The sequence below is a fragment of the Flavobacterium psychraerolatum genome (assembly GCF_025960985.1).
Taxonomy (GTDB): Bacteria; Bacteroidota; Bacteroidia; order Flavobacteriales; family Flavobacteriaceae; genus Flavobacterium.
The window spans coordinates 136,247-162,350 of record NZ_JAOQMX010000002.1; the positions used below are offsets into that span (position 1 = coordinate 136,247).

Below are 26,104 nucleotides of genomic sequence, written 5' to 3' on the forward strand. Positions count from 1 at the left end.
AATGGGAAAAGATTTTGAAATTTTTAAAAACGGTAGCACTTGGCTAAGAGCTGACTTTCATTTACACACAAAGGCGGACAAAGAGTTTGTTTATCGTGGAGAAGATAATTCATTTGTGACTGATTACGTAAATCAATTGTCTAAAGAAAAAATTGGCGTTGCAGCGATAACAAATCATAATAAATTTGACTTGAATGAATACAATGCACTCAAAAAAAAATCAAAGAAACAAGAAATCTACTTATTACCAGGAGTTGAGTTATCTGTAAATGACGGAGCAAACGGAATTCATTGCCTTGTTATTTTCAATCCGTTAGAATGGCTTGTAAATGGAAATGATTATATCAATCATTTTATAACACAAACGTTTGCAGGAAAACAAAATTTTGAAAATGAAAACGGTCGTTCAAATGACAACTTAATTGAAACCATAAAAAAACTTGATGCTTTCGAGAAAGACTATTTCATTATACTGGCTCATATCGAATCAGGTAGTGGTTTTTGTAAAGAACTAAACGGAGGACGAATTTCAGAATTGGGTAAGCAGCCAATATTTCGTAAGGCAGTCCTAGGTTTTCAAAAAGTGAGAACGAGAGACATAATTGATAAGCTTAATCTTTGGTTAGATAATGACTTACCTACTTTTGTGGAAGGCTCAGATGCTAAAAATATTGAACAAATTGGAACAGGTAATTCTATAAATGGAGTAACGCAAAAAACCTATTTAAAAATTGGCGCCTTTAATTTTGAAGCAATAAAGTATGCATTAATAGATCAGGAACATAGAAAAGCATCAGAAACCACAGAACCAATTAATGGATATATTAAATCAATAAGTTTTAAAGGAGGAAAATTAGATGGTTCAACGCTTCATTTTAGCCACTCTATGAATAATTTGATTGGTATAAGAGGGAGTGGTAAATCATCACTTTTAGAAGCTATTAGATATTCATTGGATATTGATTTAACTAGTCATCAAAATGTTGATTTTGAATATAAAACGAATCTAGTAAACGCTTTATTAGGAAGTGGTGGGAAAATCACTTCAGTATTGGTTGATGACCAAGGAAAAGAATACATTGCTGAAAAAATTCTTGGAGATAGAACTAACATATATAAAGATGGAGAGCTTCAACTTGGACTGAAGCCAAATGCAATTGTAAAAAAACCAATATACTTTGGTCAAAAAGACCTTTCTCAAATAGGAGATTCTTTATCAACTGAATATTTAATTAGCAAATTGATTGGAGACCGTTTACTGAACAAAAGACAAGAAGTTGAAGAAAAAACTCAAGATGTTTTACGGATTATAAATGAACTCAAAAAAATTGATTCAAAAGTTGCCAGAAAAGCAGATATTGAAGCCAAACAGGCTGAGTTAAAAATTAAAATCCAAGTTTTTAAAGATAATGATATTGATAAGAAACTTGAAAAGCAAATTAGCTTTGAGAAAGATGTAAACTTTATTAAAAGAATTGATGATTTTGAAGTTCAGATAATTGATGCGTTAGATGAATTTATCAAAGAAAATGAAACCTTCGATTCATACAAAAAATATGTTTCAAAAGAGAATACTACTGATGTAGAAAAAATTGTTCAATCATTAATTGAATTTGAAAAAATATTTGATGGTTTAAATGAAGTTTTGGGCAAACTAATTGATAAACGCTTGGAATTTGCCAAAAAAGACGAAGAATTCCAATTAAAATACAATGAGCTTAAAGAAGAGTTTTCTAAAATAAAACGAGATATAAAACTGCCAAATATTCAGGCTGATGACTATGTTAAATATACTAAGGAGCTTGATTTGTCAAAAGCACAATTATCTGAATTAGAAAAACTTTCAAAAAAGAAAATAGAATTAGAAACTAAATTAAAGCAAACGCTAGTTTCATTACAAAAACTGTGGCACAATGAATTTGAAATTGTCCAAGAAGAAATAAAAAAAGTTAATGACGACCAAGATTCAATCAAAATTGCTGTTGCGTTTAAAGGCAACAAACAAGATTTTAAATCATATTTAAAAGAGAATCTCAGAGGTAGCAATTTATCCGATATTAAAATCCAAAACATAGTTGATAGTTACAATGATTTAATCACAGTTTATGAAGATTTGAACAACTCAAATAGCATTATTTCATCAAGCCTAACAGATACCCAACTTCATACTTTTAGAGAATATTTTAATTTAAATCTTGAAGCTTTTTTGACCTATAGAATTCCTGATAAGTTTGAAATCATTTATCGAAATAGGTCTTTAAACGAACATTCTTTAGGACAAAGAGCTTCCGCTCTAATAATATTTTTATTAACGCTAAGAGAAAGCGATTTAATAATTATTGACCAACCCGAAGATGATTTAGATAATCAAACTATTTATAATGATGTTATTAAAGTATTAAAAGAATTAAAAAACACATCTCAATTTATTTTTGCCACACATAATCCTAATATTCCTGTTCTTGGAGATTGCGAACAGGTTGTTTCTTGTAGTTACGACTCTAACTCTATAGAGACAAATCTTGGGAGTATTGATGATGTAACAATAAGAAAAGAAATAGTAAACATAATGGAAGGCGGAAAAGAAGCATTTAACAATAGAAAAAGAATATACGAATTATGGACGCATTAGAATTATTGGATTTAATTCAAAAAGGAGAATCAAGCGTTGTGCAATTTAAAGTCCGCGTTAATGACGCTTACAAAATAGGCACAGAGATGGTTGCGTTTTCAAACACCAAAGGTGGTTTAATTATCATAGGAATTGACGATAAAACAGGTGATATTCAAGGTTTATCATTTGAAGAAATAGCACAGACCAATCAACTTTTATCTAATGCTGCTTCTGATAATGTCAAGCCTCAAATTTTTATTGAAACAGAAACACTCGAAGTAGATAAGAATAATATAGTTATAGCGAAAATCTTTGAGGGACAAAGTAAGCCTCATACAGATAATAAAGGCGTAATTTGGTTAAAAAATGGCTCTGACAAACGTAAGGTTGTGGCAAGAGAAGAAATGGCAAGATTACTGCAAGATAGCGGAAATCTTTTCGCTGATGAAACCATAGTTAATGGAACAACTGTAAATGATATTAACGAAGAGTTGTTTAAAGAATTTATATTTGAAAAAACTAAAAAAACAATCGAGGAAATAGGACAATCAACTTCGAAAGTTCTTTCAAATCTTGGAATGATAAAAGAAGGAAAAATTAGCCTAGGTGGATTACTATTGTTCGGAAAAAACCCTCAAAAACTTAGACCAACTTTTACAGTACAATGTGTTTCATTTGTTGGAAATAACATAAGCTCAACAGAATATAGAGATAAGGAAGAGCCATTCACAGGAAATTTAAAGGAGCTTTATGAAAAAACTCTTTCTTTTATAACCCGAAACTTAAAAAAGAAACAAATAAAGGAAGGATTTAATTCACAGTCTGAATTAGAAATTCCAATCCAGACAATTGAAGAGTTGCTTGTAAACGCCTTAATTCATAGAGACTACTTTATTTTATCAAGTATTAAAGTATTCATATTTGATAATAGAATTGAAATAATAAGTCCAGGAAAACTTCCAAACACTCTTACTATTGATAATATTAAAATTGGAACTTCCATTCCTCGAAATCCAATATTATTTACAAATGCTAGATGCATTCTTCCATTTGTGGGTGTTGGAAGTGGAATACCCAGAGCAATTGAAAATTCGCCAGATTTGGAATTAATAAACGATGTTGATAGAGAAGTGTTTATATCAATAATAAAACGAACAGAATAAAAAGCTAACATTCGCTCCACAAAGAATAATTCCCACTATAATTTTCAAACGGCAACGACATCGTGAACGCTGCGCAAATATCTCCACCTGTGCGATTCCGATAGCTATCGGAACCCGACTTCGTACCCGTTCCTATTTACCATTTCAATATAACCAACTTTCTATCACTAAACATAAAAAAGCACAACTCTCGTTGTGCTTTTTTTAATCTGTTATGGTTTACTCATTGTTGTGGGTACGAAGTCAGAGACATTGGCATAATAGCACTTAGATTTTTAAGAACACACCGCAGAGCTGGGTTTTATTTCACCTAACAAATTGCCGCTTTTTTATACTCTACTATACCCTTTTCGGCAATTAACAGAAGCTTTTTTAATTACTTATAAATTTAAGATATTGATAATTAATTGTTTTGAGTTATTTCTAAGGATTGACTAAGTAGTTGATGTATTATATACATTCCTCCATCAATCTTTTAGATATTTCTTCTTTTTTTACATTATCAATTGAATCACATAATTGTACATATTTATAAACCACTTTTGTGTTATCTAAACACATTTTTATTAATCGACCACTAGACAAGGAAGTAATACCCTCATTCTCTATATTAGAAATAGTATTTTTACTAAAACCTAATATAACACTAAATGTAGATGCCGAAATTTTATATTTATTTCTAAAATGTATAATTTCACTTGGAGAAGCAGCACCTTTAGCAATATGATATGCATTTTTCAATGCTTTAATGTTCCTTTCCATTTGACTTTTGGTATAATGCTTATCTTTCAAGTCTTTGTTTATCAATCCAGTATCCTCATCTACAATATAGTCTAAGTAAAATGCTTCATTATATACTAACTTGATTCCTTTATATACTTTTTCTACAACAGCATATAATTCGTCAGTAGTACTATTTTCTCTTGTTAATATTTTTTTAGCTTCCATAATTTTAATTTTTAAAAGGTTGCGCCATTGGGTGATTTGGCAAATGATTTGAAAATAATAATATCTGTAAACCATTAACTTCTAGTCCATATTTTAAATAAATCTCTACATTGCTTTTTCCAATTTTAGTACAAAAGGCACATACTTCAAAATCGCCAGAACCTGAAGGATCAATTCCTCTGTAATAATTTTCAGGCGTCAGATTTTCTATAGCTTTCTCAATATCTTCAATTTCAATTTCGAAATCTAAAGCTAGATCTTGCAATTCCAAATTAGCTTTTCTAGTAAAAGTTATTTCTACACCATCAGAAATTCTTTTTCTAGTTTCGTCCAAGAATTCTTGTATCAAAGCAATATTATCTGCAGTATTTGGTAACTCTAACATCATTTGAGCTCGGTTTTAAAATATAATACAAATATACATATTAAAATTAAATTCCCAATCATTGGGAGGAACATTATTCGCTAAGTACTCATAGAATACGCAATGACCCTTGATTGGGGAGGCTCGTTGTACATGCGTGTGTGAGATTCTTTCAGAATGACAAACTAGGTAGATTTGCTTTGCGTTTCGTTGGGTGCATTAAAGCGCCTAAACTTATATGTTCTTTAATTTCTTAAATGGTTTAAAAGTCTCAAAGAAGATAAAAACTTAAATAGCTTATATGGTTAAAAAAAGCCAATCTAGAGTAAGTACCAATATTATTCCTTTAAAATCAAATCTACAACTCAATTAAAATTAACTCACTGTACGTGATTGTTGCGTTCCTCGCAATGACACTGGTTGCGGATGCTCGTTGTGTATGCGTGAGTGAGATTGTTGCAGAATGATAAACTAGGTGGATTTGCTTTGCGTTTCGTTGGGTGCATTAAAGCGCCAAAAGGTATATGTTCTTATATTTCTTAAATGGTTTAAAATTCACAAAGAAGATAAAAACTTAAATGGCTTATAGGGTTAAAAAAGCCAATCCAAAGCAAGCCATTATAATAATCAGTTAAATTAAAATCCATCCGATTTACAAAATAGTACAATTGCAAAATCGAGCGAAGTCAATAATCAATAATAGATTTCGGCTTCGCTCGATTGTTTACTAATAGATTGTTTTATAGATCTAAAAATCAACTTTTAGAAAGTCATAGTAATTACATCTTCAAAGTAATTTTGTTTAAAAAGCCACTGTAATTTTCTAATTCCAGAGGTACATCTGCATTTTTTTCCATATCGTGAAAATGGTGTGTACCTATCAGTTCCATACCCGTAAAAGCATTCATTCTGTGAAACCCAAACATAACCCCTTCATCAACACTTTTTTGATCAAAAAACTCATTTTCTAAGGTAAAAGCTGTTTTGGGTGCGTTCCAACTAGTGGTGAGTATGTATTTTTTTCCGTGCATCAATCCACCAGTTCCGTAGTTGATATCTGGATTTGTTCTGCTTCTTCCGTCGCTTTTATAAATTCCGTTTTGATGCCCTTCGGTAAAAACTTCATCGATATATTTTTTGAAACCAAATGGAATCTGAAACCACCAAATAGGGGTGTGGTAGATAACGATATCTGCCCATTTAAATTTTTCTACTTCTTCCTTTGCATCATAATCGTCACCAACCTGAGTAGATTTTACAGCAAAATTCTCACTTGAATCAAAGTAACCAACTGTATTATTGAAAAGTGTTTCGTTAAATCGACCTCCAGAATGTGCAAATGGATGACTTCCATTTATTATAAATATATTTTTCATCTTTCTTTGTTTAATTATGGGACAAAATTAAGTTGATTTTTTGTATTGTAAAAATAATACAAATCATACCTTTGTATTATAATATTTATAGTTATGGTAAATTTAGAATGGTATAGAACGTTTAAAGAAGTATATGAAAACGGCACTTTGACTAAAGCGTCAATTGCTTTATACTCCTCTCAGCCTGGTGTTAGCGTGCACTTGAATGCCTTAGAAGCCTATGTTGGGAAAAAATTATTTGAACGCACTTCGAGAAAAATGATTCCTACGGAGGATGGGAAATTTTTATACGAATACATTATAGAATCGCTGAACAAGCTGGAAATTGCCGAACAGCATTTTAAAAGAACCACGCAAGAAACAAATCCTTCAATAAATATTGGTATGTGTTCTGAGATGTTCCAACTCATTATTGAACCCGAAATTCCGAAGTTGGATTTTGACCTAGTGGCGCGATTTGGTGCGCATACCGATTTAATAAAAGACTTGAATAATGGCATTTTAGATTTAGTAATTACGCCCAGAAAACAAAATGATAAAAAATCGCCGGTGGAGTATGTCCCTTTTTCGAAAGAAAGAATTATTCTAATTGCAGGAAATAAAACGGATACGACCGAGATAAAAAAGCAGATCGAAGCTAATAATTTGAATGCCTTAGAAGCAGAATTATTGAAAAAGAGTTGGTATAGTTCCTCCAACGAAATGGAGCATTTTAGACGTTTTTGGTTTGAGAATTTCAATAAAAAACCTTCTTTCAAACCCAACTATATTTTGCCTAATATCACGTCTATCATTCGATGTTTATCTAATGAAAACGGATTGGCATTAGTGCCTGATTTTCTATGTCAAAAGGAGATTTCGAGTAAAGAGATCAATTTAGTTTGGGAAGGAAAAGTAAAAACCGAAAACACCTTGTATTTTGCCTCAAGAACAGATTTGAAATACAAGAAAGAACTAGAAGTGCTTCGAAATATATTTACAGCAAAGATGAAGTAAACACAATGCACCCCGCAATGACTCTGATTGCGGATGCTCGTTGTGAATGCGTGTGTGTGATTCTTTAAATTATTCTCCAGTTGTTTAAATTGTATACTTAAAAAAAAATCCTAGGATTTCCAGGATTTCTTTATATACTTCGCTGTAGCGATTGTATTTTTTTTCTATTCAAAAATTCGCCCGTTAATTACATTACTAAGGCTTACTTTTCAAAAACTATGCTTTTATGATCTGTTCAGCTTTCAGTTGATAGTCTAGATATAAAGTTTTGTTCATTTCGAACATATCAATAAAGCCACCCACTTCAATCATTTTTAATAAGCTAAGATTGCATTTTTGAATACGTGGAAAGGCTTCGCCATTGTCAATACAAGTAATTTCATAATGACCTTTTGCGTGTAAAACGATTTTACCGTCTTGCACGTGCTGATAGATGTAATTAAAACTTAATGAGGCTGTTATATCATCAATAAGGGTAACTGTCATTTCAAATGGTCGGTGCGAATGTCCCCAATCTTTATTCAATTCGTTAAAGCTGTTTTCAAATGCTGCCACGCCTTCTAGGTTTCCACTAGGACTCAACCATTCAAAACCATCTTTATAAAGTAATTCACTTACCAAAGAAAAATCGGTATTCTTGCTTTCATACAATGAAAAGAAACGGTGCATCATTGCTTTGACTCTATAAATTCGCTGTTGTTCAAAAGCTTCCATATATTTTTGTATTAATTTATATTCGCAAAGGAACCGTTTTTTTAAGATAACGGACTTGTCATTTGGCAATTAATACTAAATGATGGCAATTGATTTTCGAATTCTACTCAAAGAGAAGGGTGTTATTCCTAAAAAGGAAGCCACATGATTTAAAGGTACTCTTTGTAAGATGGACGGATAGGTTTTTAAAAATTTTAAATAAGAATCCTTGGCATCGAGATTAAGTAAACTTCGTTGAAAATTGATTTTATTTACTAATGTTTCATTGACTATTTTTTGAAAAGAATTTTCCCATTCTGGTATTTCCGCACAAAACAAATCCCATGATGCTCTCGAAAACTGAATAACCTCGCAATTTGTTTCTGCTTGTATCGAACCCGAACTTACAGAAAATTCGAAAAAGCTGGTGATATTACAAACAAAATCGTTCTCTTTCATAAAATACGACGTTATTTCATTTCCTTTAAGATCCATAAAACAAAAGCGAAAAACACCACTTATTAAAAATGCCATTTGGTCGCATTTATCACCACTTTCAATAAAAAAATCCGAAGCTTTATAGTGCTTTAGTTCAGAATGATTAAGTATCAATGTTGTATTTTCATCAGATAACTTGATGTAATTACTCAGATGTTGGATTAAGTCATTTTGCATAGTAATCAATAAAATTATTTTAGATAGCATGAGATGGTATGCAACTAAGTATATTGTTTTTTGTTTAGAATAGTTAGGCAACCGCCTATTTAAACGCTTCCTAGATCGTTATTCTTCAAAAATAAACTCTCCTTTGGTTTCTGCAGCCATAAGTCCCCATTCCACAATTGAATTTAAGATAGGGGATAACGTTAAACCAAATTCGGTTAAGGTATATTCTACTCGCAAAGGTGGTTTTTTGGTGAATACTTTTCTAACTACAAAACCGTCTTCCTCCAGTTGTTTGAGTTGCAAACTCAAGGTACGTTCCGTGATTCCTGGAATTTCTTTGCGTAATTCGTTGTAGCGCTTCGTACCACTAATCAAGTGGGTCAGGATCACACTTTTCCATTTTCCGCCTATCAGTTCCATGGCGGCACTTGTGGGGCACCAGGATATTTTGTCGTTGATTTTTATTTTTGGTTTTTTTTCGAAAAGTTCTTTTCTGTCCATAGCATCATTTTTATATGCATTATAAAGTGCAAAGATATAGCACTAATTATTAGTGTGCAACTATATTTTTTATAGTTAATTTCTATTTTTTAAAATATTGAAATATAGGTATTTAAAAATTTATTTTATACTATACTTTATGACCGTTATTGTGTACATTGTAAACTATACATACTTTTGCCACTATAAAAATGATAGTATAAAAAAGCAACTAAATATAAAAATATGGTTTTAAGTGACATTTTAAACAACCGTTATTCAGTAAAAGAATTTGATGCTACTAAGAAAATCTCAGAGGCGGATATTGAACAAGTAAAAGATTTATTGCGTTTAAGTCCGTCAAGTATCAACTTACAACCTTGGCATTTTCTTATTGCAGATACTACAGAAGGTAAACAACGTATTGCAAAAGGAACGGAAGGATTTTTTCATTTTAACACACCTAAAGTTTACGATGCCTCTCATGTAATTGTTTTTGCCGCTCGTACCAATGCAGATGAAACATATATGACTAGTATTTTGGAACAAGAAGATAAAGACGGTCGTTTTGCGGCACAACAATTCAAAGATCAAGTACAAGGCGGACGTAAGTTGTTTGTAGACCTTCATAAATACGATCTTAAAGATTTACAACATTGGATGGAAAAGCAAGTGTATCTTAATATGGGGTCACTTTTATTAGGTGTTGCCGCTTTAGGTATTGATGCTTGCCCAATGGAAGGGGTAGATTTAAAAGCCTTAGATATTGAGTTTGGCTTACGCGAAAAAGGCTATACAGCGCTAGCAGTGGTGTCTTTAGGGTACAGAAAAGATACTGATTTTAATGCGAAATTGCCAAAATCGAGATTTCCAGAAGAGACCATTATTACAAAATTATAATCCATTTAAAACAATATAAATTATGAAAAAATTCTTAAAAATAGTTGGCGGAATCATCGTTGGCTTACTATTAATTGGAGCCATTGTATTTTTCTTTTTTCCAAAAGTACTTGTAGATCAAACGAATGCTAGTTATGCCAATGCAGCAAATTTAGAAAAGAAAACGGTAGTTGTAAATGGGTACACCGTGCATTTTTACGAAAGCGAAGCAAATAATGATAAACCCAATTTTGTATTAGTTCACGGCATGGGAGATGATAAGAACAGCTTTTTGCAAATGGCTAAATACTTGTCATCCGATTACCATTTAATTTTACCTGATTTAGCAGGACATGGTGAGAATGAAAGAAAACAGGGTTTGGATTATTCTATTGACGGACAAGCCACTTTTCTAAAATCGTTTTTAGCTCAACATGGCATAACAAACTTCAACCTAATTGGTAATTCAATGGGCGGACACACAGCTGCTGCCTATGCTGTAAAATATCCGTCTGATGTTACAAATTTAATTTTGTTAGATGCAGCCGGAATTACCGTAGATGACCATGTGGTATATAGTGGTTTTGGGAAAAAAATTGAAAACAGAGCGGAGCTAAACAAAGTGCTTCAACGTGTTTTTTACAAAGTACCTTATCTTCCTGGACCTATTGCTGATTATTTGATAGAAACGGTTAACAACAGTAAAGATTTTGTAGATGGTACTTTAATTCCTGCGATTAAAAACGGAAAGTATTTTGACCTTAAAGAGGATGTTCAGTATATCAAAGCGCCAACATTAGTATTACAAGGGAAACACGATGAAGTGGTACGTTTTAATGTAGCTCAATATTACAAAGATCATATTCCGAATGCGAAGTTGGTTGTTATTGAAAACGCATCGCATTCACCACAATTAGAAGTTCCTGAAGAAGTCGCTAAAGACATTAAAGAATTCATAAAATTATAATATGAAAAGCACCATAGTAAAATTCACCGCAAAACCAGAACACGCGACTACTTTTGCAACAACGTTAAAAGAAGCACAAGCAGCAACACAAAAAGAAGCGGGCAATCACGAAATTAAAGTTTTTGTATCGAAAAGCGATGCCAATGTATTTTTTGTGTACGAACGTTGGTCAGACAAAGCAGCCATCGAATCTCATGATAAAGAGCCTCATACCCAAAAGTTAATGCAAATAGGCCAAACAGCCTTGGCAACCGCACCCGATTTCTACTTTTTGGGTGATACCAATCCTTTGCCGGATCGTTCTAAATCTGCAAATGCAGATGACGAACTGTTCATCATTTTCTTCATCTTTAAGTTCGATCCAACTTATAGAAATCAAATTCTAGCCCAATTTGAAGATCATATTACCAACACTCGAAAAGAGGAAGAAGGAAACATCCTTGTTGATTTATACACTGTTGACGGGCAAGAAGATACCTTGGCTGTTTATGAACATTGGAGAAAAGAATCTGATGTTTGGGACATTCATTTTAATCAACCATACGCCATGAAAACAAGAAAATTGTTGGAAGAAGCGGTAGATGGAGATTTAAAACAATATATGAATTTCGTAACAGAAATATAATTTAGTTAAAGATGAAAAATATAATTACAGCAATAGTTTACGGATTTATAGTATCATTTGGAATTCAGAATGTTTCAGCTCAAGAACCAAGTATGCGAACTTTTAATGAAAATATAAAAGCAGTGCAATTGAAAAAGGGTACTATGCAAATTTTTGATTACGGAGAAACGAAAGTTCACGTTTATGAAACGAAAGGCTTTTTTAATACTCACGCTTTTTTTATCGAAAAGAAGGGAAAAGGGGTATTAATAGAGACTCCTCCAATGAAAGATAATTACAAGGAACTAGTGGATTATATTGTTGGTTTGGGTTACAAAGATATTGATGTAATGGTTTCGTATCATTTAATTGGAAAGCACTTTTTTGATACTGACAAGCTAAAATTCAATCATATCTATTCTAATCAAGAATCTTTGGATTATATGAAGAATTCCGGAAATGAATCGCTATCTGTCTTGAAAAAAGTCTCAGGACAAGATCTTGACGAAACTACAATTGTACCAACCGATTTATTAAAGGCGGGAGCTCAAGAGATTTCAGGGATTCCTTTTATTATTACGCCTACCGGTTTTGGTTTTGATGTAGAAATGCCAGCAATAAAGGCGGTTCACTTACATATGGTTGGGCACGACAACCATACTATGATTTTCAATACTGAATTTATAGATACGGTAATTAAAGAGCTTACTGCTTTTCAAGAAAAAGGCTATACCACCTATTTTTCTTCACACAGTGCACCGGAAACTTCGGGAGACGTGACCATTAAAATCAACTATCTTAAAGAAATGAAAGCACTACTTTCTGCGGCTAAGAATGAAGAAGAATTCATTCAGAAAATGGATAAAGCCTATCCTAATTTTGGATGGAGAAATTACCTGTTAGGAAGTGCAAAAATGTTATATCAAAAAAAATAATCAACTTAATAGCCCAATCCCTAAAGTATAATTCCGAATTCGATTTTCAAAATTCAATTACATCGTGAGCACTAAGATTATTACAAAAATAGTCTCAGCTTTTTTATTATCGGTAAATGACGAATTACTACTATACAGTAACTAACTCGTAGTGAATTAAATACGATCTAGATTGCAGCGTTGCAACTGCGTACCTTAAAAAGTATACAACATTCAAGAATTAGTATAAATTTTGAGTCTATAGTGTTGCTTATCTTTGTGCTAGACAAATTGTTAGCGTTTGTTTATAGATTTAAATTATAAAATCAGCAAAGAAATATCCATTTACATTAAATAAAAACACCATGGAAAACAAAATAAACACACAAATACCTGATCCCTTAATTTTCAATAGAGATAGAAACAACAAAAAGCAGCGACCTTTTATAGTGGATAAAACGGAATATCCTTTTCAAAGTAATTGGTTCGATAAAGACGGAGTTTCTATGCATTATATTGATGAAGGCGAAGGAATTCCGATTGTATTAACACACGGAAACCCAGATTGGTCTTTTTTGAATCGAAATATTATTAAAGAACTTTCTGGTGAAGCTAGAGTAATCGCTTATGATTTACCTGGTTTTGGTTTTTCGGACACACCAGCAAATTATGGTTTTACGCCACAAGAGCATGCACAATGGATTAGTGCTCTTCTTTTTGAACATTTAAAACTAGATAAGTTTATTATTGTTGTTCAAGATTGGGGAGGTCCAACAGGTTTATCTGTTGCTACTAGTAATCCTGATAAAGTGTTGGGAGTTGTGATAAGCAATACTTGGGCTTGGAAAGCGGAAGGTAAAATGGTCGAATTCTCTATGTACATGAGAACGCCAGAAATGCAAGCAAAAATTATAGACGAAAACTTTTTTGCAACTACATTAATGCAAGGCTCGATTAATTCCAAATCAAGCAGTAACAAAGCCATTACAGATGCATATTCAATGGCTTTCCCAACCAAAGAGTCTAGAAAAGGAACCGCTGTTTTTCCGGCAGAAATTACCTTGGCAGCTGATTGGCTAGAAGAATTAGAAGCAAAATTAAGCACACTACAAGATAAACCAGTTGAACTTATTTTCGGAATAAAAGATGACGTTGTTGCTTCTAAAGAGATTCAAGATAAATGGCGTTCTATTTATCCTACAGCACCAGTACAATTGCTTCCTGAAGCAGGACATTTTACACAAGAAGATAGTCCCAAGAGTTTTGTGTTATCTTTACGAAGAATGCTGAAAAATTTAGAATCAAAATAAATATAAATGGCTGCTTCAACTGATTATTTAGACTTTATTTTGGATCAATTGTCCAATTGGAAAACGATTCATTCCAAACGAATGTTCGGTTGTGTAGGTCTGTATACAGACGATTTGATGTTTGGAATTGTTTCAAAAGAAGTACTCTATTTCAAAGTAGATGAAAGCAATAAAGCAGACTATCTAGCAGCTGGTTCTGAAGCTTTAAAACTTTTTAAAAATAACAGTGTGGTCGCTTCTTTTTATGAAGTTCCTATCGAAATTCTGGAAGATGCTAACCAAGTTATTGCTTGGGCTAAAGTCTCTTTAGAAATTCAAAAAAATAAAAATAATAAATGAAAGTAATTATAACAGGAACCACGGGTATGGTGGGACGAGGCGTTTTAATAGAATGTTTAGAATCTCCAAATGTTCAAGAAGTATTGGTCATAAACCGAAGCTCTTTGCAAATGCAGCATCCAAAATTGAAAGAAGTTATTCATAAAAACTTCTTCGATTTTAGTGCTATTAAGGATCAATTGCAAGGGTATGATGCTTGTTTTCATTGCATGGGGGTTTCCTCAATTGGAATGAAAGAGGAAGATTACTATCAATTTACTTACGGAATTACCGAAGCTTTGGCTAAAACGCTTTATGCTAATAATCCACAAATGGTATTCAATTATGTTTCTGGTGAAGGAACCGATAGTACCGAAAAAGGAAAATTGATGTGGGCCCGTGTAAAAGGTAAAACCGAGAATATGATTTTGAATATGGGCTTTAAAGATGCTTATATGTTTCGACTTCAATTAATTATTCCTTTGAAAGGCATAAAATCTAAAACATCTTGGGTAAATGCATTCTATTTTATCGCTCGTCCGTTTTTTGGACTTTTAGAAAAAAAGAAAAATAACACCACAAGTGTTAACGTTGGTCTCGCTATGATTAATAGCGTTCTTTTTGGAACCGACAACAAACTTTTAGAAAATGAACAGGTTAATAAATTAGCCAAAATTACAAACGTATAATAAAATGAAAAATTCAAACAAAATGTTTAAAAAATTAGTCCTTATTACAGGTATTCTTAATTTTCCTATTGGTATTGGAATGTTCTATCAGGCAATGTCAAATCCCACCGCAGACACTTTTATTACGGGGGCTGTAACAGGTTCTTTTATCCTATTTGCAGGGGCAGCACTTGTTTGGGCTTCAAATGATATTCAAAATAGAGCGTCTATTATTGTTTGGAATGGTTTAGTACGACTTATAGGGTTTTCGTTGGTGCAATATGCTTCCGCAAATTTTGAGGGTGTCGCTCCAGAGATGGTGGCCATCTCATTTATGGACTTAGTTTTGGCAATTGTTTATATCGTTGGTAGTGTAAAAATTTCTGGAATACCATTTTCAAAATTAATAGTAGGAAAGGCAAATTAATATTTCTAAGCCATTAAAAGGTGGTTAAAAGGACGGATTTATACCCTAAATGAAACAGAATCTGAATCAATTGCTGTTAACGCAAATACCTTATAGCCCCAAAGGCTTTAACTTTATACAATGTAAAAATGGAAAACAAAAAGGAAGAAAGTAAAAGCACATTTTTTAAGATTAAAACGATTAGTCAATTGCATGATGTTTTAGAATATGAAAAACCATGTCATCCTTTAATTACTGTTTTAGATTTGTCCAAAGTTGCTTTTACTGATGAAGTGGTGCATAAAAAAGTGAGTGTCCCTTTTTATAATATTACTTTAAAAACAAAAACTTCGAACGCATTTAAGTACGGTCGAGACTATTTTGACTTTACCGAAGGAGCACTATTTGGAGTAGGACCAGATCAAGTAATTGAGATCGATTATATATCCGAGAAAGGCGAAATGGAAGGCTGGTCACTTTATTTTCATCCGGATATAATACGTGGTTCTGGATTAATGGAAAAATTGACAGACTATGGTTTTTTTGGCTATGACACCAACGAAGCGCTTCATATTTCGGATAAAGAAAAGCAAACGCTAAATGGTATTGTTCTAAAAATCCAAGAAGAGTATAGCGCAAACCTAGATGAGTTTAGTCAAGATGTTTTGGTTTCGAATATCGAACTGTTATTCAATTATATAAAACGTTTTTACAACAGGCAGTTTTTGACTCGAAAGTCCCAAAACACAACGGTTCTTAGTCAGTTCAATGGTTTACTAAAGAGCTATTTTGAGTCGGAAGACATTCGTTTGAATGGCTTGCCTAAGGTGCATTATTTTGCTAAAAAATTGCATCTTTCGGACAGTTATTTGAGTGATTTATTGAAAAAGGAAACTGGTAAAAATACCCAAGACCATATTCATTTTTATATGATCGAAAAGGCTAAAAATTTATTGATTAATACGAATAATTCCGTTTCGGAGATAGCATTTAATTTAGGTTTCGAATATCCGCAATACTTTAGCCGATTATTCAAAAGCAAAACAGGACAAACTCCTGTGGCGTATCGCAAGCAGTTGAATTGATCCTAAAATTTAAAATAAACAAAAAAAAGGCGTTTGATTAAAATATCAAACGCCTTTTTCTATTTTCAATATTGATTAATAAGCATCAACAAAAAGTACTTGACCAGTGATGAAACCATCAACTGAACGCTCAAAAGCTTTCCCTACTAATCTACCAGGAACAGGTTCAAATCCAGGCATCATTTCACCATAAACATCCCAAGCTTCTTCTAAAACCGTTGGATTTATAGAGTTGATACGAATACCGCGAGGCATTTCAAAAGCCACACATTTAACAAACGTATCTATTGCGCCACTTGTAGTTGCATCGGCAATTGCAAACGGAATTGGTTTTGTATTTAAAATCCCTGTAATTAACGTGAACGAACCTTTATCAGCAATGTATTCTTGACCAATACGTACAAGATTAATTTGCCCCATCATTTTGCTCATAATGGTAGTCATCCATTGTTCTTCGGTCATTTCAGTGAAATTAGCATATTCACAAACTCCAACAGTATTTACTACGGCGTCAAAATGCCCTACATCTTTGTATAACTTTCTTAAAGATTCCTCACTTGTGATGTCTACTTGAAAATCGTAGTCAGCAGCCGAACGTCCTGCAGTGATTACTTTATGTTTTCCTAAGCCGCTTAATGCTGCTTGACCCATTTTTCCTTTTGCTCCAATTAAGATTATCGTTTTCATATATATTTTGTTTTAAAATTATATGCAAATTTATGAAGGACGTGAAGAGTAGGACTAGGACATTTGTCTAATAAGTAATATTGGCCCTAATGCGGCTTAGATGTCTTTGGGTAATTCCTAAATAGGAAGCAATGTGTTGCAAAGGTATTTCTTGTATCAATTTGGGTTGCTTGTTCAATAAATCTAAGTAACGCTGTTGTGCCTTATCTTTTTGATGGTTGAAAATCCAACTCTCAAGATCAACATACTCTTTTTCTGCAATGATTCTTAAAAATTCCAACCATTTGGTATTTGACTTGGCTAACTCTTCCAACTTGCTTTTTGGGATCGAAATAATCTCAGAATCGGAAATAGCTTGCAAGTTTTCCTGAGATTTGTTTCCAGATATAAACGACGAGTACGCCATTAGTAAACTATTTTGAAAAGTAAAACAATAGGTAATTTGCTCGTCAGCATTCGAATAATAAAAAGACCGAAAAATTCCCGACACCACATAAGATAGATTGTCGCAAATTTCGTCTTGTTGCAAGAAAAAATCATTCTTTTTTATCGTTTTGTATTCACAAAGAGCTAAGAATTGTGTTATTTCTTGACTGGTAAATAGATTAAATTTTTGTAGATACTCTTCCATTTTAAGCCTTTTTTTTATGTTTTTCCCAATCGAATGTGACAGAACTGTTGATTCTCTTTTCAATTCGGGTACAATTTAGCAAAATCAATCAAACCACTTCCTTTTAATTCAATTTATGGGATCGAAAAGGCTAAAAAGCTATTGTTTATAAGCTTTGCCTTCGCTCGAATATTCACTCTCTCCGCAAAGTATAATTACCAATTTTATCTTCAAAGCACAATTTCATCGTGAACGCTACGCAAATGTCTCTGACTATGCGCCCATTCGTATTGACAATTATAATAGCTAAGTCCCTTACTAATTCGCAAAATGTACCAATATTAATCCTTTAAAATCAAATCTACACCTCAATAAAAAATGTTGTACTGTCGTGATTGCCGCGCTCCTCGTAATAACCTTGATTACGGATGTTCGTAGTGAATGCGTGCGTGCCATTCTTGCAGAATGACAAACTAGGTAGATTTACTTTGCGTTTCGTGGGGTGCATTAAAGCGCCAAAGCTTATATGTTCTTATATTTCTTAAATGGTTTAAAAGCCTCAAAGAAGGTAAAAACTTAAATGACTTAAAAAAGTCAACCCGAAAAGCACGACTAGTGATCGTTTATATTTTAATCGGGAACGTAATACAAACTATGTTAGCATAATCAAATACATATTTAATTTGAAAAAGGAGCTTTTGTGCCAGTGTGAATACATGGTCCAAAAGCCCCATTTTTTATTTATAATTTCCTGAGATTTAAAACCCCAAACACACTAATAATTATTGTTATGAGAAGGGTTGGCAACATTAAATAAATCCAGTCAAAATGGGGTTTAGCGGAGTAGAATTTTGCCTCGTACTTGGTCCAATCTACTGTATCAGCCGATTGTCCATCAAAGATTTTTGTATAAAGACTCAATCGTAAATTTTCATGGAAGACTGCCAGTGCATTTAAAAATTCTAAATGACTAATCATATCGGTTCCTGCTAAGGTATTGAAACTTAGTTGTGCATGCATTGTGGGGATTAGAAGCGCTATTTTTTCGCTAACCGTATTTCGTAACATAATCTTATAGGTCATTTCTTCACTAGTGTCTCTTGCCGCAAGATCACCCATGTATTGCATACCATAATACCAAATCCAACTGAATTTATCTTCGGGAACGGGGTAGCTTTTAAACTGTGGGTATTTTTCTAAGAAGCCAACCATTGTGGCATTTTTTTCTAAATCCCATTTTTCATGGTAACCATCACGCTGTTCGACCATAGCTTCTAATGCTTCTGGAACTTGGTATTTGTTCAGCACATAATTATTTACAATTGCTGGAAATAAAATCGTTAACAAAACCCATACAGACAATAGGGCAAGAGCATTAAAACTCGAACTTTTTAATAGTGTTACCATCCAAAAGCATAGAGCGCTCCAAAACAATAAGTACGCGATACTTTGAAGAAAAAAAGCCCAAAAGTTCTGATTTAAAGGTATTTGTAACACTAAAATTGCAATAACCAAAAGCGTAATCAACAAAACAAGTACGAACAAAATCCTTACGAGCAATTTTTTGAATAAAAACCCAGACTTGTTAGCTGTTTGCGATGCTAAGATTCGCCATGTACCCAGTTCTTTTTCCTCAGAGTACAGGTTAAAAGTCAAAGCAATCAAGACCAACGGAAATAAATAAATGATAACAAAACCTAAATCTAAATTACCAGACATTAACAAAGATGGGTTTTCAAAATCAGCGTCGTATTTTTGACCTTCAAGAGCTCTAATAGTGACGGCTTGAAGTGACGGATTAACATCACTCTAATGGAAATGGCACTAATATTTAATGGCTCCTTGATTAGTGTAAAACGAAGATAATAAAGTAGTAAACCTAAATCTTCACCGTGATGTGCTACATTATTTTTAATACTTTCTTCCTGAAATTTTTGTGCTGCTACAATATTTTTTTCTTGTTTGATTAAATACTGCTTGCCAATTAAAATACTGATAACACCAACGCTCATTAATAAAATAAGGCTCACCAGGAAAATATTCGATCTAAAAAACGATTTGAATAATAATTTATACATTTAAATAGCTTTTAAGTTAGTAGATAATTTTAGAAGTCCGATCAAGGCTAAGACAGTCCACAGTAGGAGCGCTATTATGGATACGAATTCGTTAACAAAAACGGTTTGCACACTCAAAGACGCATATTGAAATGGCTTTGTATCTTTCCAGTATTTGCTAGAAAGCGTGTTGGGACCCTCTTTTCCTTCATTCGGAATGTAATCCATTTGCAACTTGTTCATTTCCTGAGTGACTTTATAACGGTATGCTTCTGCTTCGCCTTTAAAATGTAAAAAAGAGTTGAAATCGGTGCCAGAAAAACCCATTGATAAATTTTTTATTGCTGTGTAAGGATTTATAAAAGCAGAAAACCGTTCTAAATTATTTTGCTTGCTGTACACTTTATACAAATCATCTTGATGCTTTTTATAGACTTTCGAACTTAACTCTTCTGCTTTTGACATAACAAATCCAGCGTAGTTAAAGGGTAAGTCAGCCACATTAGCTACATTATTTGCGATAAGTACAGAATCTTTTAAAGCTTTAAAATGAGCATCATTAGGGTTGTGACTGTCTCCTAATCGTATTAAATCATGTTCCACCGCTGTTTCCATTTCTATTTTAGATGGGGTAGGATAAAAATAGTATCCCATAGCCTGTAGCGATTTTGGCACAATAATTACAAACAACAACCAGATTCCTAAAAGTTTGACTAGAGCTGTTTTTGCAGTAGCACTAAAAGCGGAAACTACTATTGTAATCGCACTTAAAATAGTAAAATATAGAAAATAGGATAGGAATAGGACAGCGTATCGAAGTATACCACTACTGTCAAACTTTCCCTGTGCATCAATACTAATGAAAAAACCTAAAACAATAAAAACAGCCAAAAGAAAGAGGATTGATAAACTTAATAATCCCAACCATTTACCTAAAACAATCTCTTTTCTACTGATCCCTTGCCCTATTAATAATTTTAGAGTTCCATCTTCGCGTTCTTGAGCAATGGAGGCATAGCCTAAATAGAATAGTAATAGCGGTACAATGACCTTTAATAGCATGGCTAAACTAACTTCCCCAAAACGTAAAAGCCCAGTAGACATACTAGCTTCAGAGAAATTAACGGTATTTTGTTTGTGTGCTTCTAAAAATATAGCGTTACCCACAAAGTTTTCCAAACCTAAATCAAAGGTGCTAAGAATATGTTTTATTCTAAAGGCAAAAGATCCATAGTGAGACATGCGGTGCGGGTGTTTATCTGGATTGTTTTCCCAACTTTCTTGCACTTCATGCTGGATTTTTTCTCGAATGAGATTTTGATCATGATAATTTTCCCAGCTACTATAAGAGGCAAAAACGATTAAAAATAGCATTAAAGAGGAGACAACTAGCATCACTTTAGACCTAAAGGCATCTTTCCAAACTTGCTGTGCTAATAAATAAATAACAGTAGTTCTCATAACTAGAATTTGTAAGTGACATTTAATAAAACAATTCTTGGCGTTCCAGGGGATAATCGATACGTATTTAATGCACCTAACCAGTACGTTCTATTCAATAGATTATTTCCTTTTAAAGTAATTTGAACGCCTGATCTTTTTGGTTTATAATAAATAGCTCCATCAAAAACAGTGTAGTCAGGAAGTAGTAAACGATCAGCATACCACGAATATTTGTCACCACTATATTGCATACCAATACCCAAACCGAAATTTTCTAATAGGTTATTTTTAAAATCGTATTTCGCCCATAAGTTAGCACTGTGTTTTGGCGTACCTCCAACGCGTAGACCTATTAAAGAAGCGTCTTCATCGGCAACAATGACAGCATCTGTGAAAGAGTAGGAGGCAACCACTTGAAGATTTGAAGTTATATAACCCGAAAAATCGGTTTCAAATCCCTTGCTTCGTTGTTTTCCTCTTGTTGTTAAACTCTCCACATCAAAAGTGTCTCCTATTAAGATATTCTTTTGTGTAATATCAAATAGAGCAAAATTCATCACTAATTTTCCATTGAAGAACGCTCCTTTTGCTCCAAATTCTTTCAAACTACTTTCTAATGGAGCAAATTCACCTGGCGAACCTGACCAAAAGAAACCCTCTGTTGCTGGCGATAACGATACTGTGTTGGTTTGCGGTTGAAACCCTTCTAAATAGGTAGAATAAATGCTAATATTATTTGTTACTTCATAGGTTAAACCAAAACGAGGAATAAGGATGTGATTTGTAAATTCTTGTTCGTTGTTTTCATAATCATATATATCTTTAAACCATTCGTACCTTAAATTTATCAAAGCTGAAAATTTCCCTATTTTAAATTGATCTTGAAAATAAATGGCATTTGATGTAGATAGATTTGCAGGAATTGTAAAGTCAGAAATAATATAATCCTCAGTGGCTCTAGCGCTAGAATTTGGATTTTCTAAATCAAAGTGGGGCACATTAGGAACCGGTACAGTGACACCGTTTAACTCCATTGTTTGAAATTGATCTGCAGTAGCAACAGTAAAGTTAGCAGCAGAGCCGTCTAGTTTTAAATAGCGTCTGGCAGAACTTTGTTTTCCGCCCGTTGTTCTTTCCCAACGCGTACCATCAAAACCAACCAAAAATTTGTTAGTGATTTTTTTTCCAATAATATCAAAATTAAAAAAGGCACTAAAATTGTCTGTTTTCCAAAATTGCTCGCGTTCTACATAACGCATGGCAGCTAATATTGGAATTTTATTACCATCGATGTCTACCGCAGCAGTATTTTCTGTTCTATGCTCGGCCAAATCTTCTGCCCAAGTTTGCTTCATGTACGTAGCGTTGAATCCCAGATTATCTGTTATTTTCTTGCTAAAGTTGGTGGTTAAGATAAACTCTTTCGATTTAAAATAATCATTAGATGCTCCTACGTTTAAGGATATTGGTGTACTTTTTAAATCAAAATTTCCATTTAAATTACCAAAAATAGGCTGCCCTCTATCTAAGTTTCCTACGCCATTACTATAAATCATTTCTACATTTAAAGCGGTAGTTTTATTAGGGATGTAACTAAAAGATGGTGTGATCAAGAAAGCGTTATTTTGGACCAAATCTCTAAACGAATTCGCATCTTGAAAAGCGGCATTAAAACGGTATAGTAACGTTTTAGATTCGTTTAATGGTCCCGTGAAATCTGCAGTTGCGCGCAGGGTTCCGTAACTACCTGTAGCTAGTGATAGCTCACTACGTTTTTCAAACAATGGCTTTTTTGTTACCATATTTACGGTTCCGCCAGGATCAGCACTCGAAAAAGTAACTGATGATGGTCCTTTTATCACCTCGACGCGTTCAATGTGTGCCGTGATAGGCTGCAGAAAATAATATTGTCGCGTACGCATACCATTTACAATTTGGCCATCTTCTGTTTGCGTAATTCCTCGAATACTAAAATGGTTGTACTGTCCGGTTGCTGTAACATTACTAACTGTTTTTACTGCATCAGATAATTGAAACGCTTGCCTATCGGCTATTAATTCTTTGGTTACAGAGGTTATGGCCTGCGGTAGTTCTCTATTTTTAATAGCTACTTTGGTGGCTGAAAAAGAATAGTCGCTATTGTAGTCTTTTCGCGCTCTACCTACAATCTCTACAGATTGTAATTGTTCTAAATTTTCTTCTAGCAGTAAAGTACCTAAGTCGTATTTTTTAATTTGATTAAAAGTTTTTTGTAGCATTACATCTGTCATCCCTACATGTCGTATATGTATTTTGTAAGTTCCTGTAGAAGCAATTGATAGGATAAAGCTACCATTTTCCTGAGTGTTGGTTCCATTTATTTTGTTTGATTCTTTGTCAAAGCAAGAAATAGTAGCTCCAGAGATGGCTTGTCCCTGAGTATTGATAAGTTTTCCAGTAATTTCAATTTGCGCAAACAATGCTTGAATACCGAAAAAAGTCAGTAGGAGTATAAAATAATTTTTCATTTTTTAAATAGTGTCTAAGTAAAGTTGATTTAATTCATTGGCGTTTATTTCGCTCGCTTTAATTTGCTGCGCAAGTACCCCTTCTTTCATGATTCCGATAGTGGTGCCTAGCTCAACCGCGTTAAAAATGTCGTGCGTTGCCATAAAAATTACCTTGTCCATACTGGCAAGTTCTTTACATATTTTTGTAAACTCTGCCGTAGCCTTTGGATCTAATCCTGATGTGGGTTCGTCCATAAAAATCACTTCAGCATTTTTAGCAAGTGCAATAGCAATACCTACTTTCTGGCGCATCCCTTTCGAATAAGTAGCTAATCTCTTGTGTTGTGCATCGGCCTGAAGTCCAGTTTTAGATAAGAAAGCTTCTAGTTCGACTGTAGTATAGCTAAACCCAGCTAATCGACTGAAGAAATTTAAGTTTTCAATGCCGCTAAGGTTGCCGTATAATTGCACAGTTTCAGGAATGTAGGCCGTTAGGTGATTAGTGTTGTCTACGCCAACTTCCTTATCACCAATAAAAGCTTGGCCGCCATCCTTTTTAATGAAGCCTAAAAATATATTTATTGTTGTTGTTTTTCCAGCTCCATTTTGTCCTAGTAAACAGAATATTTCTCCTTTAGAAACTTCAAAAGAAACTGATTTTAAGGCACTTTTTCCATTGTAAGCCTTGGTTATATTGATTGCTTTAAGCATAAGTATTGTATAATTAATATCTGTAAATAGCTGACATTATTGTAAATACACGAGTGGTGTACACAATAAATGGTAGCCGCGATTGTGTAGAAGAATCTACTGTTGAAAGAGTGAAGACCGTTTTATGGTAACTAGTAAGTATAGCGTTATTAACCTACTGAGCTTAAAAATTAACTAAAGCTACAGAGGCAAAAACGCATAAATTGGACATAGCTGTAGTATAAGTAAGCTAAAATCATTTAAAAACGGACTATAGGAATTGTGGAGGTGGTCTGGTAAAGAGGAAGTTGTCGAGATGCTGGTTGTTATAAACAACGTAAACTGTATTGGTAGTTTGTTCCTTTACAGAAGGAAAAGATTCAAATTGAGGAAAATCAATAGCCTTAGTTTGTAAAAGCGGAGTAAAATTGGCTGCGGTTACAATATCACAAATTTGACAGTGCTCAATATCAGTATCATTTGACTCATGACTGAGCGCATGCAAGCCCGCCACTTTGAATAATAGAATCAAAGTGATAAAAAGAGTGACTATAAAATGCTTTAAATTTTTCATCTCAATGGCCAAAAGTAACCATTTTTATAGAAAAACATAATCCTTAATTAATTAATAATTAGATTTTATTGCTTTTTTCAAAGATGCCATACTTGTGATAGCTTCTTGATAGTCGTAACCATCAGTCGAACGACCGTCTGTAGTTACCTTATTTTTTACTAAGCCGCTTAATGCGGCTTAATTTATTTTACCTTTTAATCCAATTAAGATTAAATTTACTTATTTCTCTTTATAAAGTCTCTAATCAATATAATGGCTTCATCTGCATATTCTTCTAGTACAAAGTGACCACCATTGAAGAAATGAGTTTCGGGATTTTTTAGATCATTACTGTAGGCTAATCCTCCGGTCTTACTGAAGAATTTATCATTTTCTCCCCATATTACTAATGTCGGTGGTTGGTTTAGTCGTAGATATTTTTGCCATTCTGGATATTTGGGAAAGTTGTTGCCGTAATCATTAAAGAGCAAAGTTTGTACTTCTTTTACCAATGAATTTTCTAAAATTTCAGTATCTAATTGATAGGATATCGGATCTATTTTCGAAGGGTCTTCTGCTCCGTCTAAGTATAAATCCTTGATCCCTTCTGGTGATAGTAAATAATCCTTAAAATTGGATAACTCCTGAAAGTCTTGCGCTGCGACTAATTGCCCCATTTTCTGAGGATATTCTCCAAGGCCTTCTAAATATGTATTTGCATTTTGGATGAGTAATCCTTTTATTTTTTCAGGATGTGCAGTTGCAATTCGTAGACCAACAGGGCCTCCATAATCTTGCATCATTAAGTAGTAGGAGGGAAGTTGTAACGCTGTTGTAAAAGCAGTAATAGTTTTAGCAAAATTATCAAAGGTGTAATCGTAGTCCGAAGGAGAAGGAACAGCGCTAAACCCAAAACCAGGATAATCGGGTGCAATTAAGTGGTATTCATTGCTTAAATCTTCAAGGACTTTGCGATACATATGTGACGAGGATGGAAAGCCATGTAGTAATAAAATCGTTGGTGATGTTGGGTTACCTGCTTCTCTGTAAAATATCTCTACGCCGTCAATTGTTATTGTTTTGTTCTCTGTTTTCATATTTCTGTTTTTTATTTTGTGTAATTA

At 33.4% G+C, this 26,104-nt stretch carries 27 protein-coding genes; 12 read left to right on the forward strand and 15 right to left on the reverse strand.

The window, feature by feature from the left end:
* The first annotated feature begins 1 nt into the window (after position 1).
* A complete protein-coding gene (locus tag M2326_RS01625) occupies positions 2–2,632 on the forward strand; it encodes a TrlF family AAA-like ATPase (RefSeq protein WP_264617807.1) in 2,631 nt (876 codons plus the stop codon).
* Complete coding sequence (locus M2326_RS01630) at positions 2,620–3,777, forward strand: RNA-binding domain-containing protein (RefSeq protein ID WP_264617808.1); 1,158 nt, start codon at positions 2,620–2,622, stop codon at positions 3,775–3,777. The genes M2326_RS01625 and M2326_RS01630 overlap by 13 nt, the downstream gene beginning before the upstream one ends.
* Positions 3,778–4,227: 450 nt before the next feature.
* Here the strand turns inward: M2326_RS01630 and M2326_RS01635 are convergent, their stop codons facing one another.
* From M2326_RS01635 to M2326_RS01645, 3 genes are all read right to left on the reverse strand, one after another.
* Entirely contained in the window at positions 4,228–4,725 is a 498-nt protein-coding gene (locus M2326_RS01635; protein ID WP_264617809.1) for a helix-turn-helix domain-containing protein, read from the reverse strand.
* Between the two features lie 4 nt (positions 4,726–4,729).
* On the reverse strand, positions 4,730–5,113 hold the full coding sequence (locus tag M2326_RS01640) for a hypothetical protein (protein ID WP_264617810.1): 384 nt from the start codon (positions 5,111–5,113) through the stop codon (positions 4,730–4,732).
* A gap of 755 nt (positions 5,114–5,868) precedes the next feature.
* Positions 5,869–6,465, reverse strand: coding sequence for an NAD(P)H-dependent oxidoreductase (locus tag M2326_RS01645; RefSeq protein WP_264617811.1), 597 nt, complete (start codon positions 6,463–6,465; stop codon positions 5,869–5,871).
* 93 nt (positions 6,466–6,558) lie between these two features.
* Between M2326_RS01645 and M2326_RS01650 the strand changes: the two genes are divergently transcribed.
* Positions 6,559–7,461 carry a LysR family transcriptional regulator gene (locus M2326_RS01650; RefSeq protein WP_264617812.1) on the forward strand — a complete coding sequence of 301 codons (903 nt, stop codon included), beginning with the start codon at positions 6,559–6,561 and terminating at the stop codon, positions 7,459–7,461.
* A 216-nt stretch (positions 7,462–7,677) separates the two neighbouring features.
* On the opposite strand, the gene M2326_RS01655 is transcribed toward M2326_RS01650, so the two are convergent.
* The 3 genes from M2326_RS01655 to M2326_RS01665 form a co-directional block, all read right to left on the reverse strand.
* Positions 7,678–8,175, reverse strand: a complete 498-nt coding sequence (locus tag M2326_RS01655; protein ID WP_264617813.1) for a hypothetical protein — start codon at positions 8,173–8,175, stop codon at positions 7,678–7,680.
* Between the two features lie 75 nt (positions 8,176–8,250).
* The gene (locus tag M2326_RS01660) at positions 8,251–8,829 is read right to left on the reverse strand and encodes a Crp/Fnr family transcriptional regulator (RefSeq protein ID WP_264617850.1); all 579 of its coding nucleotides are present in this window, start codon (positions 8,827–8,829) and stop codon (positions 8,251–8,253) included.
* A gap of 108 nt (positions 8,830–8,937) precedes the next feature.
* Positions 8,938–9,321: a winged helix-turn-helix transcriptional regulator gene (locus M2326_RS01665; protein ID WP_035759080.1), complete on the reverse strand. Its 384-nt coding sequence runs from the start codon at positions 9,319–9,321 to the stop codon at positions 8,938–8,940.
* Positions 9,322–9,546: 225 nt separating this feature from the next.
* On the opposite strand from M2326_RS01665, the gene nfsB reads away from it, so the two are divergent.
* The 9 genes from nfsB (at position 9,547) to M2326_RS01710 (ending at position 16,451) form a co-directional block, all read left to right on the forward strand.
* Positions 9,547–10,200, forward strand: a complete 654-nt coding sequence (gene nfsB / locus M2326_RS01670; protein WP_264617814.1) for an oxygen-insensitive NAD(P)H nitroreductase — start codon at positions 9,547–9,549, stop codon at positions 10,198–10,200.
* Between the two features lie 22 nt (positions 10,201–10,222).
* Positions 10,223–11,146, forward strand: a complete 924-nt coding sequence (locus tag M2326_RS01675) for an alpha/beta fold hydrolase (RefSeq protein ID WP_264617815.1) — start codon at positions 10,223–10,225, stop codon at positions 11,144–11,146.
* Between the two features lies 1 nt (position 11,147).
* Positions 11,148–11,771: a putative quinol monooxygenase gene (locus tag M2326_RS01680; protein ID WP_264617816.1), complete on the forward strand. Its 624-nt coding sequence runs from the start codon at positions 11,148–11,150 to the stop codon at positions 11,769–11,771.
* An 11-nt stretch (positions 11,772–11,782) separates the two neighbouring features.
* Positions 11,783–12,685: a hypothetical protein gene (locus tag M2326_RS01685; RefSeq protein WP_173836150.1), complete on the forward strand. Its 903-nt coding sequence runs from the start codon at positions 11,783–11,785 to the stop codon at positions 12,683–12,685.
* 344 nt (positions 12,686–13,029) lie between these two features.
* Positions 13,030–13,974: an alpha/beta fold hydrolase gene (locus tag M2326_RS01690; protein ID WP_264617817.1), complete on the forward strand. Its 945-nt coding sequence runs from the start codon at positions 13,030–13,032 to the stop codon at positions 13,972–13,974.
* A 6-nt stretch (positions 13,975–13,980) separates the two neighbouring features.
* The gene (locus M2326_RS01695) at positions 13,981–14,313 is read left to right on the forward strand and encodes a TfoX/Sxy family protein (protein ID WP_264617818.1); all 333 of its coding nucleotides are present in this window, start codon (positions 13,981–13,983) and stop codon (positions 14,311–14,313) included.
* The gene (locus M2326_RS01700) at positions 14,310–14,981 is read left to right on the forward strand and encodes an NAD-dependent epimerase/dehydratase family protein (protein ID WP_264617819.1); all 672 of its coding nucleotides are present in this window, start codon (positions 14,310–14,312) and stop codon (positions 14,979–14,981) included. Before M2326_RS01695 ends, M2326_RS01700 begins: the two co-directional genes overlap by 4 nt.
* Before the next feature lie 4 nt (positions 14,982–14,985).
* A complete protein-coding gene (locus tag M2326_RS01705; RefSeq protein WP_264617820.1) occupies positions 14,986–15,387 on the forward strand; it encodes a hypothetical protein in 402 nt (133 codons plus the stop codon).
* A 128-nt stretch (positions 15,388–15,515) separates the two neighbouring features.
* Complete coding sequence (locus M2326_RS01710; protein ID WP_173854021.1) at positions 15,516–16,451, forward strand: helix-turn-helix domain-containing protein; 936 nt, start codon at positions 15,516–15,518, stop codon at positions 16,449–16,451.
* A 75-nt stretch (positions 16,452–16,526) separates the two neighbouring features.
* Here the strand turns inward: M2326_RS01710 and M2326_RS01715 are convergent, their stop codons facing one another.
* The 9 genes from M2326_RS01715 to M2326_RS01755 form a co-directional block, all read right to left on the reverse strand.
* Positions 16,527–17,138 carry a short chain dehydrogenase gene (locus tag M2326_RS01715; RefSeq protein WP_173778736.1) on the reverse strand — a complete coding sequence of 204 codons (612 nt, stop codon included), beginning with the start codon at positions 17,136–17,138 and terminating at the stop codon, positions 16,527–16,529.
* 67 nt (positions 17,139–17,205) lie between these two features.
* On the reverse strand, positions 17,206–17,769 hold the full coding sequence (locus tag M2326_RS01720) for a Crp/Fnr family transcriptional regulator (RefSeq protein ID WP_264617821.1): 564 nt from the start codon (positions 17,767–17,769) through the stop codon (positions 17,206–17,208).
* Between the two features lie 720 nt (positions 17,770–18,489).
* Positions 18,490–19,467 (reverse strand): DUF3526 domain-containing protein, encoded by a 978-nt coding sequence (locus M2326_RS01725; RefSeq protein WP_264617822.1) that lies wholly within the window; start codon positions 19,465–19,467, stop codon positions 18,490–18,492.
* A complete protein-coding gene (locus M2326_RS01730) occupies positions 19,467–19,778 on the reverse strand; it encodes a hypothetical protein (RefSeq protein WP_264617823.1) in 312 nt (103 codons plus the stop codon). The genes M2326_RS01725 and M2326_RS01730 overlap by 1 nt, the downstream gene beginning before the upstream one ends.
* Before the next feature lie 48 nt (positions 19,779–19,826).
* Positions 19,827–21,266, reverse strand: a complete 1,440-nt coding sequence (locus M2326_RS01735; RefSeq protein ID WP_264617824.1) for a DUF3526 domain-containing protein — start codon at positions 21,264–21,266, stop codon at positions 19,827–19,829.
* 2 nt (positions 21,267–21,268) lie between these two features.
* Positions 21,269–23,755: a TonB-dependent receptor gene (locus M2326_RS01740; protein ID WP_264617825.1), complete on the reverse strand. Its 2,487-nt coding sequence runs from the start codon at positions 23,753–23,755 to the stop codon at positions 21,269–21,271.
* A 3-nt stretch (positions 23,756–23,758) separates the two neighbouring features.
* Positions 23,759–24,448, reverse strand: coding sequence for an ABC transporter ATP-binding protein (locus M2326_RS01745; protein ID WP_264617826.1), 690 nt, complete (start codon positions 24,446–24,448; stop codon positions 23,759–23,761).
* A 250-nt stretch (positions 24,449–24,698) separates the two neighbouring features.
* Positions 24,699–25,001, reverse strand: a complete 303-nt coding sequence (locus tag M2326_RS01750; RefSeq protein ID WP_264617827.1) for a hypothetical protein — start codon at positions 24,999–25,001, stop codon at positions 24,699–24,701.
* Between the two features lie 215 nt (positions 25,002–25,216).
* Entirely contained in the window at positions 25,217–26,077 is an 861-nt protein-coding gene (locus tag M2326_RS01755; protein ID WP_264617828.1) for an alpha/beta fold hydrolase, read from the reverse strand.
* Between the last annotated feature and the right edge of the window lie 27 nt (positions 26,078–26,104).